At 46.8% G+C, this 13,649-nt stretch carries 10 protein-coding genes; 3 read left to right on the forward strand and 7 right to left on the reverse strand.

What is annotated here, in order from left to right:
* The 6 genes from DDR33_RS17250 to DDR33_RS17275 form a co-directional block, all read right to left on the reverse strand.
* Positions 1 to 2,115: type IA DNA topoisomerase (locus DDR33_RS17250; protein ID WP_109417065.1), on the reverse strand; the 2,115-nt coding region annotated here is incomplete at its 3' end.
* Between the two features lie 96 nt (positions 2,116 to 2,211).
* Positions 2,212 to 5,265 (reverse strand): efflux RND transporter permease subunit, encoded by a 3,054-nt coding sequence (locus tag DDR33_RS17255; protein ID WP_109417046.1) that lies wholly within the window; start codon positions 5,263 to 5,265, stop codon positions 2,212 to 2,214.
* 10 nt (positions 5,266 to 5,275) lie between these two features.
* Complete coding sequence (locus DDR33_RS17260) at positions 5,276 to 6,328, reverse strand: efflux RND transporter periplasmic adaptor subunit (protein WP_238387845.1); 1,053 nt, start codon at positions 6,326 to 6,328, stop codon at positions 5,276 to 5,278.
* A 6-nt stretch (positions 6,329 to 6,334) separates the two neighbouring features.
* On the reverse strand, positions 6,335 to 7,717 hold the full coding sequence (locus DDR33_RS17265; protein WP_109417047.1) for a TolC family protein: 1,383 nt from the start codon (positions 7,715 to 7,717) through the stop codon (positions 6,335 to 6,337).
* Between the two features lie 32 nt (positions 7,718 to 7,749).
* Complete coding sequence (locus DDR33_RS17270; RefSeq protein WP_238387846.1) at positions 7,750 to 8,343, reverse strand: TetR/AcrR family transcriptional regulator; 594 nt, start codon at positions 8,341 to 8,343, stop codon at positions 7,750 to 7,752.
* A 135-nt stretch (positions 8,344 to 8,478) separates the two neighbouring features.
* Positions 8,479 to 9,663, reverse strand: a complete 1,185-nt coding sequence (locus DDR33_RS17275) for a formimidoylglutamase (protein WP_109417049.1) — start codon at positions 9,661 to 9,663, stop codon at positions 8,479 to 8,481.
* Positions 9,664 to 9,722: 59 nt separating this feature from the next.
* On the opposite strand from DDR33_RS17275, the gene DDR33_RS17280 reads away from it, so the two are divergent.
* The 3 genes from DDR33_RS17280 to DDR33_RS17290 all read left to right on the forward strand — a co-directional run bounded on the left by DDR33_RS17280 (position 9,723) and on the right by DDR33_RS17290 (position 13,169).
* The gene (locus tag DDR33_RS17280) at positions 9,723 to 10,715 is read left to right on the forward strand and encodes an NAD-dependent epimerase/dehydratase family protein (protein ID WP_109417050.1); all 993 of its coding nucleotides are present in this window, start codon (positions 9,723 to 9,725) and stop codon (positions 10,713 to 10,715) included.
* 27 nt (positions 10,716 to 10,742) lie between these two features.
* Entirely contained in the window at positions 10,743 to 12,035 is a 1,293-nt protein-coding gene (locus DDR33_RS17285; protein WP_109417051.1) for an HAD-IB family phosphatase, read from the forward strand.
* A gap of 69 nt (positions 12,036 to 12,104) precedes the next feature.
* Positions 12,105 to 13,169: a branched-chain amino acid aminotransferase gene (locus DDR33_RS17290; protein ID WP_109417052.1), complete on the forward strand. Its 1,065-nt coding sequence runs from the start codon at positions 12,105 to 12,107 to the stop codon at positions 13,167 to 13,169.
* Positions 13,170 to 13,364: 195 nt separating this feature from the next.
* Here the strand turns inward: DDR33_RS17290 and DDR33_RS25925 are convergent.
* Positions 13,365 to 13,649 (reverse strand): hypothetical protein (locus DDR33_RS25925; protein ID WP_158280783.1); only part of this gene is annotated, 285 nt, incomplete at its 5' end.

Consider the following 13,649-nt stretch of genomic DNA (forward strand, 5'->3'; position numbering starts at 1 on the left):
GACTCCCTTCGGCGCAAACACAAAATGGACCTTCCCATCCGACAACAGCAACGATGCCGCAAATACATTTCCCGACTGCGACTTAAATCCTTCTATGATTTCCGTCTTCCCCGTATCGATCAGAGAAGAGATCTGCTCATCAGTCAGTTTCACACCCGACATTGTTCTCCAGATTACAAACTTGCACCCACCCTGGTAATTGCTGCATCCCACAACTTTTTCTCCAAAACGAAGAGTACCCTTTTTACAATGAGGGCAAACAACACCACCCTCTTCCGGCGTGTTTTCTCCCAGTACATCACTCAGGCCTTTCCCCGCTTCCAGCAGCTCAGCAGTAATTGTCCGGGTATACTCCCTTATCTCGTTTTTAAACTCAGCTACCGAACCGCCGGTCCGGATCTCTTCAAGCCTCTTTTCCCAAAGTCCAGTCAGCTCAGCCTGCGCAATTTTCTTATCCTTCACTAACTCGTATACGGCAAGACCCTTTTCCGTTGGCAAAAGCAACTTCTTTTCCCGTTTCACATATTCCCTTTTGATCAGCGTCTCAATAATCGCCGCACGTGTTGCAGGAGTTCCCAGTCCCGAATTTTTCATCGCCTGCCGCAACTCCTCATCTTCTATCTCCTTGCCGGAAGTTTCCATAGCCTTCAGCAAGCTAGCCTCATTATACAGCGCCTTAGGCTTCGTCTGCTTTTCCAGCAACTCCTTTTTAACAACCGGAAGACTTTCGTCTTTCTTCACTTTCGGCAACGTCGCATTATCCTCGTCCTCCTTCTCATCATCTTTCTGGTTAAATACCGAACGCCAGCCCGGAGACTGAATAACCGTTCCGTTTGCTACAAATGTTGATCCGGATTCAATGGTAATCTTTGTCAGTTCCTTTAAACATTCCTGGTGGAATGCCTCAAGCATCCGTCCCGCGATCAGGTCATAAACCACCTGAAGATCAGGAGAGAGACTTGAGGGAATATTTTCAGTAGGCAGTAAAGCATGGTGATCGGTAACTTTCGCTGCATTCACACTCCGCTTGTTCAGCTTAGCGGTCTTCAGAAAAGAAGCCTGCCTGCCAAACAGAGGATGCTGCTCCAGGTTACCGATAAGCAGAGGAATCGTCGCCAGTATATCCTCTCCGATATACCGGCTTCCCGTACGGGGATAAGTGATCAGCTTCGATTCATAAAGGGTCTGTGCGTAGCCCAGGGTCTGATCCGCAGTAAAGCCCCTCCTTTTATTCGCTTCCTGCTGCAAACTGCTCAGGTCATGCAACAAAGGAGGCTGTTCCTTCCGGGGTTTTACCTCCACATTCGTGATCAGCCCTCCCGCTGCATCTCCGGAAGCAACGTCCATCACTTTATCTACCACCTCCTGTGCCGACTCTTTATCCTTATAATTCCTGACTGAAAGAGCACGAAAAGTGATGTCATCCTTTGTAAGATGAATAGCAACCTGGTAATAGGTCTGAGGCTTAAAATTCTTGTTCTCCAGGTACCGGAAACAGATCATGGCCAGGGTAGGCGTCTGCACCCTTCCCAGTGAGAGTACAGTGCGGTTACCCGCAGCAATACTCAGTGCCTGCGTGGCATTCAGGCCAACCACCCAGTCAGATTCAGAACGGCATTGTGCAGAAAAGAACAAAGTATCATAATCCGTACCCGGCTTCAGGTTCCGGAAACCGTTCTTAATAGCCTCATCTGTTTGCGAGGAAATCCATAGCCTTTTAAAAGGTTTCTTACATTTCAGGTGGTAATAGATATAACGAAAGATGAGCTCACCTTCCCTCCCCGCATCCGTCGCCACAATGATCTCCGTCGCCTCATCAAACAACTGCTTGATAATATTCAATTGTTTCACAACGCCCGGGTCATCCGCGGTTCCCTTACCATTCCTCAGTTGCCTCACTGCCAGCTTAAAACGCTCCGGCAACATTGGCAGGTTCTCAATCCGCCATCCCTTAAAACCGTACGCCTCAGGAGCCGCGAGTTGCACAAGATGCCCAAACGCCCACGTAAACGAATAACCAGGCCCTTCAATATATCCGTCCTTCCGTACCGTCTTCCCAAATACCTTTGCCAGGTCACGCGCCACAGAAGGCTTTTCCGCAATAACAACTTTCATATTGTCCCGCGAAGTTAAGGATTAATGTCTTTCAGATTTCAATAGATATCGTCACTTTTCCCCCAAGTCCCTTCTCCACAATATCATAAAGTGTCTTCACTCCTCCTCCTTTATCACCGGCGGCATCAGCTTATACACCACCGGCGTCACTACGCGTGACAATAAGGTCGAACTGATCAATCCCCCTATCATCACGATCGCCAAAGGCGAGATCAGCGGATTACTTGACCATGCTATTGGCAGCAAGCCCCCAATAGCCGTTAAAGAAGTCAGGATGATCGGAAGAAATCGGATCTCTCCCGCTTTTTCAATTGCATCATTCAATTCCATTCCCTCCCGTCGCAGCTGGTTTGTAAAATCAACCAGCAGGATGGTATTCTTTACTTCTATACCGGCAAGCGCCACAATACCCACCGTGGCAACAAAGGAAAGCGTATTCCCGGTAACCAGTAAAGCCAGTACCGCCCCAACTATCCCAAGAGGAATAACCGACAAAACGATGAGCGTACTTTTAAAGGTCTTAAATTCAAGAATCAAAACAGCAATAAACAGGAAGACCGTGATCAGAATGATTGTGCCGAAGCCACCAAATGATTCCTGTGTAGTCTCCACTTCTCCTCCCATTTCATAGTGATAACCTGCAGGCAGTTTCATCTGATCCATCTTTTTGATCACATCCTGGATGACACGGTCATTCTGATAACCCTTCTGAACAAAGGAGTTTACCGAAACCGTTCTGGATTTATTAATGTGATTTATATTCGAAGGAGAAGATTCCAGCCTGAGTGTCGCCAATTGGCTAAGCGGTACAGATCCGCCTTTAACATTGTTTACATATATTTTGTCGAAAACCGAAAGATCCGGGTAAGAAGGCCTTGGAATACTCATCCTGATAACGTAGTCGTCATCATCAGTTGCCGGATCTGAATAAACTCCAAGATCCACACCCGCCAGCGCCATTCTCACCGTCCGGTCTATGTTAACCGCCGGCACGCCCAACGCGAGCGCTTTCTGCCGGTTTATATCTACCCGTATATCCGTTTTATTGTTCTTTACCGGATTATTCACATAGATAGCTCCCTCTGTTTTCTTCAGCATGGCCTCCACTCTCGATGCCAGGATCTGAAGTGTATCCAGATTTTCACCAAAAAGCCTCACCTCAACCGGTGATATCATCGGAATCCCCTGTTCGAAGTCTTTTACTTCCACTTTTGCTCCCGGATATGGGGTCCAGGCCTTCCGGAGCTCCGAAATAATCTCCATCTTCCGGTTGGCTCGAACGTCAGGCTGCAGCTGAACAAATATTTCAGCAAGGTCAGCCCTTTCGTTTTGCTGCACAACATTATAATAGATCCGCGGGTTACCCTTTCCAACATTGGCTGAATAATATTTCACCTCAGGCATCGTTTTCAGCTTCTGCTCGATCTGACGGGTAATGCTGTCTGTATAATAAATGTTCGACTGCAAAGGAGAAGAAATATCGATCAGGAACTGGGGCTTTTCAGATGAGGGAAACAAACTGAAACCGATAACGGGTATCAGCGCCAGTGAAGCACCAAAGATAACAACAGCTATCACAATAGTATGCCACGGCTTCTTCAGAGCTTTATCAAGCAGTACAGCATAAGTTCCATGTATTACCCGTTGAAATGCCCGCAGAACCGCGTTTCCGTTTGGATCTTCATGAGGCTTCAGGATCCTGCTGGCCAGAAAAGGGACCACCGTTAGAGCGATCAGCATAGATGCCAGCACTGAACAGATCACCGCGGTAGGCAAGCTCCTGATAAAATCTCCCGAAGCCTCCGGCATGAACATCAGGGGCATAAAGGCAATCACCAGCGTCGCAGTACATCCCACTACCGCCATGGCGATCTGCCTTGTACCTTTTAAAGTAGCGTCCAGCCTCGAATGGCCTTCCCTCATCCAGCGCTCTATATTCTCGATCACAACAATACTATCGTCCACCAGCAAACCCAGCGCAACCACGAAACCGACAATACTCAGCTGGTTCAGGCTAAACCCAAACAAATGAACCAGGACAACCCCGATGGAGAGCGAAAGAGGTATGGCGATCATCACCACCAGGGAAGCCCGCGAACCAAGAGGCAGCAGCGTAACCAGCACCAGCAGAACCGCAATCGCAAAGTCAATTCCCAATCCCTTCAAACGATGGTTTACATTATCTGCCTGGTCGAAATTCACCACCATATCTATATTAGCAGGAAGCGTCTTTTTAAACTTCTCAATCACCGGCAGGTACTTCTCCTGCGATGTACTGATATTCTCTCCCTCTTTCTGGGCAGCTGTAATGAACACACAACGATGACCGTTAAGCCTGGTCATATGCGTTTCTGGAGCATAGTCGGGATAAATATTCGCGACATCCTGAAGCAGGATATTCTTCCCCGCTCCGCTCGATACGATCGTATTTTTTATCTGTTCAACGCTCTGATAGTTCCCGCTGGTTTTCACACTGAAGGTTTTCCCGCCGGCGATAACACTCCCCCCGGGAATATTGCCGGCTTCACTCTGAACTGCCTGCATTACCGTACTTAAGGGAATATGCAGCTGGTTCAGCCTGTCAGGCTGAACATCGATCCTGACAAGTTGCTGCGGCAACCCATGGATCTTCACTTCCTTAAGAGGCGAAAGCTTCTCCAGGTCATCCTGAAGATCTTCCGCATATTTCTTCAGCTTCGCCCTGGAGGCATTCTCTGAAATGAGAGCGATCTGCAGAACGTTTACACCAGAAGGCTCTACCTTCTGTACATCGATACTATAAATGTCCTGCGGCAGCTGATCGCGCACAGCACCGATCTCCCTGATCAGTTCCTGGTATTTATCCTCCACATTGCTGCCATGCCTGTATTCTACTGTCAGCACAGCCACTCCGTTCAATACATTGGTCTTGATCCGCTTGATATTGTCCAGTCCGTAGATCTTCGATTCAAGAGGTTTTACTACCAGTTGCTCCATGTCCTTGGGACTCGTTCCGGGATATATCACCACTACCGGATACTGGGGAGTCTTCATATCCGGATCTTCCGCCCGGGGCATAGTCAGCAAGGTACTGACACCAATCGCAACAACCATCAGCACCATGATCAGGGTAAACTGATAGTTCTTCACTGCATATTTTGAAATGTCCATCGCCGCCTCCTTACTGTACTTTTATCTTCGACCCGTCATTCAGATACGGACTGCCTGACACGATCAGGAATTTTGCACCTTCAAGCCCCCCGGTTATAAGCACTTTATCTTTCCTGATATCCCCGATCTTCACCTCAGTCTTCGTGGCTGTTTTCCGGTCATTGGTCGTGAATACATAGCCTTTTCCCTCATCCCCGTCAAGCAAAGCATCGTAGGGAATCGTCCATGTGTTCACGTTTTTCTTTGCAGGATGAATATCAGCCCTGGCAAACATACCGGATGCGATCTTTCCGCTAGCCTTATCTTTAAGCTTCAGATGAATGATAAAAGTTCCGGAAGCCGGATCTATCCCTTCCGACTTCTTGTAGACAAAAGCAGAAAGGTTTTTTCCCGGCAAGGCATCACTCTCAACTGTTGCCTCGTCGCCTTTATTGATGGCGGCCCACTGCCGGTCACTCACGCCGGCTTTCACAAGCCATTCGCCTCCGCCCGCTCCGTTGATCTGCAGCACCGGGGTCCCCGGGCCAACCACCTGTCCTTCGTTTACAAAACGCTGCAATACAAAGCCCGCAACCGTTGCCCTGATCTCCGAATAGTTCCGGTTAAAGGATGCAGCTTTCACCTGTTGCTGTGCTACCTCAAGAGCGGTCTTCGCATTCTGCATCTGCTCAAGCGTAGCCACACTGTCTTTATAAAGCTTGTAAGCCCTCTGATAGTCGCGTTCCGCCTTTTCTTTAGCAAGAACAGCCTGCTGTGCACCTGCATTCACCTCCGTGAGATTTAAAGTTGCCAGTAATTGTCCCGCTTTGACAGCATCCCCCTCCTTCACTAAAACACGGTTGATCACCCCGCCGGTTTTAAAAGACAAAACCGTTTCATCATCGGTAGTGAACGTTCCGGAAGCACGAATGGCCAGGCCATCACTCCCCTGCTCAAGTTCCTGTAGCCTTACCGGTATAATATCCTCCCGGACCGCCTCGTTCCTGGACGCATTATTGCCGCATGAAAGCATCAGAATCATACCGGATATTCCCAGGCAGGCAGATATAAATTTCTTATTCATGATTTCTTATTTATTGAGATTGAAAGAGGCTGTTTCGCGTTCTAACGCAGCCGCAGCGGTCAAAACATTGTATTTATTAATCGTTAACGCCATACGGGCTGCGGTAAGCTGATTACGCGCATCAACTGTTTCTATATAGGTATTCGAACCGGCACGGAATCCTCGTTCAATTAAACGCTGATAAGATTCCGCCGCATCCAGCTGAACAGTAGACGACCGGTAAGTCTCCCATGCAGACCTGAGATTGTTCAGGGCAACGCTGCTGCTCAGAGAAAGCTGCTGCTTTACCTGCTCTAAATTAAGCTGCGCGTTTTTAAGATCTAAACGAGACTGGCTGATCTTACGGCGATTGTTATTCCCCGCAAAAACCGGGATATCAAACTGCAGCCCCGCAAGATAATAACGGGATTCTTTATTATACTTCCAGTTTTCAGCCTGGGTTCCAAGATCAAGGAAGCCGCTTAATTTCGGGATCCAGAAACTTTGATTCATTTTCACTACCGTCTCATTCAGACCGATTACCTGCCGGAGAGATTTAAGCTCCTCCCGTTCTCCTGCTGCGATGGCTCCGTTCACCTGAACAGAAACCCTGGCAAGTTCTGCATCTGTATCAAACGCGGTATCGACAGCCAAATCGGCATTACGGTTTAGCAATGAATTAAAGTAAAGCCTTGCGTTTTCAGCCTGTTGCTTCGCCTGGGTTAACTGAGCCTGAACCGATGCAATCTCGCTGTTCGCCCTGAGGATATATGCAGGAAGCCCCTTTCCGCTCTCCAGCAATTTCTCGTTTACCCTTTTTCCCTCCTGCGCCAAACCAAGCGAAGACTGGTAGATCCCAATCGCATTCAGGGCGTTAAGATAAGTATAATAGGCCGACTTAACGTTCTTCACCAACTCTCTCTTATACGTTTCCACTTCATACTCATGTAAGACGATCTGCTGCTCACTGATCTTTTTATTGTATATAAGATCAGCATTAATAACCGGAACGGTAGTCCTCACCTTCGCATCATAGAAATTTTTGGGTAGAAACGTAATAGACTGGTTTTCCAGCTGCGGGAAGGCTTGCGTCCCTGTAAGCTGGTTTAAAGTAGCATAAGTGCCATTCAGCAAATCACCAAGGGGCAGCGGAATTTGCCGCCCACCGTCAGCTGTCTGGTAATTCATTTGAAAAGCCACGGAAGGCAGGAACAAGCTCCGGGCAGTCTGAAGCGCCAGGAGAGCCTTATCAAGTGAGACATTCTTTTGCTGCAAAACAAGATTGCTGACAAACGCTTCCTCAACATAAGAGTCAATCGGACTCTTCTCCGGCGATACGGTCTGACCCTGACTCCTGCCAGAAACCAAACCAAGTGAGAAAATCATACATAATATTAATACCGTTCTCATTATTAACACTGTTAACAGGTAATCAAAAAAATTTATTTCATAGATTCCAGCATTTGAAGAAAGCTGTTAAAAGAAGCTTCCATCGCACTTATCCCTGAATCAAAAAACTGGCGGTTTTTCACAATATGTTCCAGATGGCCGTGAACGGTGAGACTACAGAGCCCATGTACAGTTGACCACACCAGCAACGCAAAAGTCTTTGTTTCATGTCCCTTAAAATACCCGTACTCCTGGCATTGCATGATCGTCATAATAAGAGAATTGAACGTAGCGTCTCCTTCCGGCCAGCCATCCCCATCCATCTCTCCGCAGTGCGTGTCCAGAAAGTCAAGGGGCTCCCGCATAATAAACATCAGTTCGTAAAAATCACTATTTTCGAGAGCAAACTGGATATATGTACGCCCCATAGCCTTAAGCCTCTCAAAAGGATGCTCTACATTCGAGAGAGTAACAAACCTGTCGGACAACAGCTTAAAGCCCTCCTGGTGTAATGCATAAATGATATCGCTTTTATCCTTGTAATACAGATAAATTGTAGTAGGGCTAAACTCAATCTCAGCCGCAATCTTTCTTATGGAAGTAGCCTCATAACCATATCTTGTAAACAATGACTTTGCTGTATCCAAAATCAATTGTTTAAGATCTTCTTTATGTCTCTCTTTTCTCTCTTTTATTCCCATAATAACAGCGCAAATATACTTAACACTGTTAATATTCAAAATTTAAATTTATTTTTTGCGACAGAACCGGCCACTACTGGTCTACACCAGCTTCTGATAAGTTCTCCACCAGAGGTCCGGCATCTCTCCCCCTACAGCCAGTTGATAATCATCATACCGGCACGGCACAAGGTGATACCGCTCATTTCCCGAATGACTGGTCGGATAAGGCACCTGCATCCACCAGCGGTCTGTCTTCTTACTTTTAACAAACACCAGTTCATGCGAATTATCCTTCAGCGTAGCCCGGTAGATCAGATACTGTGATTTAGGCTGAAGAGGAAAATCCTTCTTCCGCTGATAATAGCCATCGATAAGGTACCAGAGCATTTGAGCAATAAGCATCGCCGTTTGCCCGTTCTGGTCATAAGCAGGATTATATTCGTAAACCCCAAAAGAAGTTAGCTTGTCGTTCATCCCGGCATAGCGGCACAACTGACATGCTTCCTCTCCGTAAAATCCGTTGGGTGTGGCATTCGCATTTCCGCATGCATCAGACGAGCGGATCGCAGAAATATCAAAACTTATCATATTGGCATTCCTGATCACAGGCTCCGATACCGCTATCCTGCCATAGAAATCACCAAGCCTGTTTGCATCAAACAACAGTTTATCCATGATCCTCAGGCTTTCCTGATTTACGAAATAGGTCTGATAACCTATGTTGCTGAAATTGAAAAGATAATTGGGCTGGTGCAGAAAGATTTTATTCAGATAAGCAGATGAGTTTGTTTCCGTGGTCTCTGTATCGGCACTGTCGTCAAGATCAAATTTAGAGTCGATCACTACCAGGTCAACCTTTTGTTCAAGTTCCTCATAGGCCATATACTGAGCATAAGTGATATCCTGCCCCCCACCAATGATCAAAGGGAAAATATCCTCTTTTACCAACTCGGTTACAACCGTCTTTACCGCGGCATACGTATCTGCAACAGTATGCCCTGACTTTATATTCCCCAGGTCAGCAATTTTCACCTTCACGGTTCCCTGATAAAGGCTATACAACTTTTCCCTGACATAATCAGGAGCCAGGCCGCATCCCTGGTTATTAACCGCTCCCCTGTCATCAAGAACTCCGAAGATCACAATGTCGGCATTCTCTTTATTTATTTCGGGAAAATTGTCGGAGAACATCTGGACCTGGCCTCCTAACTGTCCTTTCAGAAAGTCAGAATTGCTGTTAAATACCCTGCTGTCAACCGGTGAGAAAAAATCAGATAAAGACATAATCGCTTCAAATATCCATTTATTCAATTACTTTTGAAAGATTTTCAAATATTAGCCGGATGATATTGGTTACTGGCGCAACAGGTTTTTTAGGCTCAGAATTAGTAAGACAACTTCATTTGCAGGGAAAGAAGGTAAAGGCCCTGAAGCGCGCAACCTCCGCTATTCCTCAGATTCTGAAGGGAATAACCGGAATTGAGTGGGCAGATGCCGACATGCTTGACTATTTTTCCCTTGAAAAAGCATTTGAGGGAATTTCGCGTGTATATCACTGCGCAGCAACTATCTCCTTTCAGCCTGCAGACAAAAAAAAGATGCTGCGGGTCAATGAAGAAGGCACAGCCCATATTGTCGACCTCTGTCTCGAAAAAGGAATTGACAAACTCGTTCACGTTAGTTCAGTTGCAGCACTGGGTGAAGCCAAGCCTCAGGAGCAGGTAACGGAAAAAGCATTCTGGGAATTTGACGGCAGGCAGGGAGGCTACTCGATTTCAAAATACGAAAGCGAAATGGAAGTATGGCGCGGGATTGCAGAAGGACTATGTGCCGTTATTGTAAACCCGTCGGTCATAATCGGCAAAAATGCAGGCACCGGAGGAAGCGGACAGATATTCGAAATGGTTAGAAAAGGTCTCCGGTTCTACACAGACGGCACCTGCGGAATGGTGGCAGTCGAAGATGTCGCCCGCGCAATGATCATGCTCATGGACTCAGACATACACTCCGAACGCTTTATCCTGAATGCCGAAAACCTCCCCCTTCGCGAAGTTTTTGAGGAAACGGCAAAAGCATATAATGTACAGGCGCCTTCGATCAGAGTTGGAAGATGGATGATGGGCATAGGCTGGCGGCTTACTGCTCTCATCTCGGCTATCAGCGGAAGAGAATTCGGACTAACCAAAGAAACAGCGAGGAGTTCCCGGAAAAAAACAGACTTCAGCTCCGAAAAATTTCTGAAGCTGTTTCCTGATTTCAGGTTCAAGCCCGTAAGAGAAAGCATCCGGGAGATTTGCACAAAAGACTTTAATACCGGCAAACATCCACAACGTTAACATCCGCCGGAATCACACACAATAAAAATGAAGAATTATTACATCATAGATTTTGACAGCACCTTTACCCAGGTAGAAGCGCTTGACGAACTGGTAAGAATATCATTAAAGAATCATCCCAACCGGGAAGCGATTTATAAAGAGATCGAAGACCTCACAAACGCCGCCATGGAAGGCCGGCTCTCCTTCCGGGAAAGCCTTTCGGGCAGGGTAAAGCTTTTACACGCCAACCAGGAACATTTAAAACAACTGGTGAGCAGATTAAAGAAAAAGGTGTCTGCTTCGTTTTTACGCAATCGCGCATTCTTCAAAAAACATGCGGATGAAGTGCTTATTGTATCCGGCGGGTTTAAGGAATTTATAACTCCCGTAGTGTTGCCTTACTACATCAAAAAGGAGAACATTTATGCCAACACCTTCACCTTCGACGAAGAAGGGAACATCACCGGCTATGACGAAGCTAACCCTCTTTCAGAAGAAGGTGGTAAGGTGAAGTTGCTCAGACAACTTCAGTTGCAGGGGAATATCTTCGGCATCGGCGACGGGCATTCCGACTTCCAGCTGAAGGAATCGGGAATGATCCAGAAGTTTTATGCGTTCACAGAGAATATAGCAAGGCAAAGCATCCTTGAAAAGGCAGATCACGTTACGCCAAGCTTCGACGAATTTTTATACGTAAACAATCTTCCCCGCGCTATCTCATATCCAAAAAACCGGATATTGTGTCTCGTTGTCGGCAACGTACCTGAAGAAGCGGTGCAAGTCCTGAAAAAAGACGGATTTTCCATCAGGCAAAAAACCACATTCGAGGAAAAGTATATTGCTGATGTCGGCATGCTACTGCTTGCTGACGGTGAAAAACTGGAAGATGTACAGCTGGAAAGAGCAGTAAAGCTGAAAACCATCGGATATCTCGGCAATGCCAGGCACAAGATATCCCTGGATATTGCTACCGAAATGGGGATAGTGGTATTTGATGACCTCAGGCAAAATCCCCGGAACGCACAGTTTATTCCCAAGCGGATGGCAACATTCATCAATAAAGGTGACACCTATCTGAGTGCCAATTTTCCAAGCCTCCAGTTACCGAAAATGGAAAACGTACACCGCCTGATCCATATTCACCAGAATGTTCCAGGCATCATGGCTCAGATAAACCAGGTTTACGCCCGCAACAACATCAATATTGTCAGCCAGTTCCTGATGACCAACCAGCAGATTGGCTACGCTATCACCGATGTAATGGCCCAGTATGATCCGCAGGTTTTGAAAGAACTGAAGGAAATTGAACAGACTATCAAATTCAGGATACTTTATTAAGAAATTCCCCACCTTTCCTGCTCAAAAAATCGTTACTTTGTACTATTGTACTTTTATAACACTGACGTCGTGACAGATACATTAGATATAAAGATCACAAAAGCTGCAAAGTCAAGGCTGGAAGAGACCGATTTCAGTCATTTGCCCTTCGGGAAAATATTTTCCGACCACATGTTTGTTGCCGACTATGAAGACGGCGAATGGAAGAATTTTGAAATTCTCCCTTACGGGAACATGTCTCTTAGCCCGGCCATTTCCGTGCTTCATTACGGGCAGGCCTTTTTTGAAGGATTAAAGGCCTACAGGCACGATAATGGAAATGTGAGCCTCTTCCGCCCGTATAAAAATGCCGAGCGTTTCAATAAATCAGCTGTCCGCTTATGCGCACCTGAGTTGCCCGAAGATATTTTTGTGCAGAGCATTGCTGCTCTGGTTGATATTGACCGCGACTGGATCCCTACAGCGGAGCATCACTCCCTCTATATCCGTCCTTTCATGTTTTCAACTGACCCCTACCTGGGAGTTCAGCCTTCGAAAACATATAAATACGTGGTATTAACCGGCCCTGTAGGCGCCTATTTTGCCAAACCTCTTAAAGTGAAGTTTGAAACTTATTACTCAAGAGCCAGCGAAGGCGGATTTGGTTTTGCAAAGGCGGCGGGAAATTATGCAGGCTCGCTGTTACCGGCACAGGAGGCCATGAAAGAAGGCTTCGATCAGCTGATCTGGACAGATGCAAAAGACCACGCCCACATTGAAGAACTCGGGGCCGCCAACATCATGTTTGTTATCAACGGGACTTTGATCACTCCATCAACCAAAGACAGCATCCTGAAAGGAGTAACCAGGGATAGCGTTTTAACTCTTGCCCGGCATTGGGGAATGCCTGTTGAAGAAAGACTGGTATCTGTCGCCGAAGTAGTTGATGCGCTTAAAAATGGCCAGCTTACAGAAGCTTTTGGAGTTGGCACCGCAGCCACTATTGCACCGATTGCGAGCATCGGTCATGAAGGCCAGCTTTATTCCCTTCCTGATATCACGAAGGCCGAATTCTCAAATAAAACGCTGAAGGCTTTAAACGAAATCCGCTACGGCAAAGGCCCGGACGAGTTTAGCTGGAATTATGCAGTGTAATCCCTGCCCAATCATACAAAGACAAAAGGGCTCAGAAATTCTGAGCCCTTTTGTCTTTGTATGATACCGCTAATTCCGGTATCTTCATAAGACAGCTCATCTCTGAATAATTCCTGGCTGATAGGCATAAAACTCCTCTAAATGCGATAGCCAGCAATCGCATTTACGATTTCATTAAACGAATACACTAATATCTCAGAACTTTACCCTTTTACCCTCCAGCGGTACCGGCTCCTCAGGCTCCGCTTTAAACACCCTCTGGTGCTTCTTCCCCCGCCTGGATATCTTTTCCGTCAGGCCCTTCATCTTACCCAGCAGCTCTTTTCCTGCATAGCCTGATAAGGAGCGGATCATGTAGTGGTCCCCTGTTTCCTTTCCGGCCTTTAATGCCTCCCTGATCCTTCTTTTTCCATAGCCTTCCTCTGCTTCTCCTTCAGTGGGGAAAGTAGCCAGGATCGTGCCCGGGTTGAAGTCAAGGCT

Source organism: Pararcticibacter amylolyticus, from assembly GCF_003130405.1.
Classification (GTDB): Bacteria; Bacteroidota; Bacteroidia; order Sphingobacteriales; family Sphingobacteriaceae; genus Arcticibacter; species Arcticibacter amylolyticus.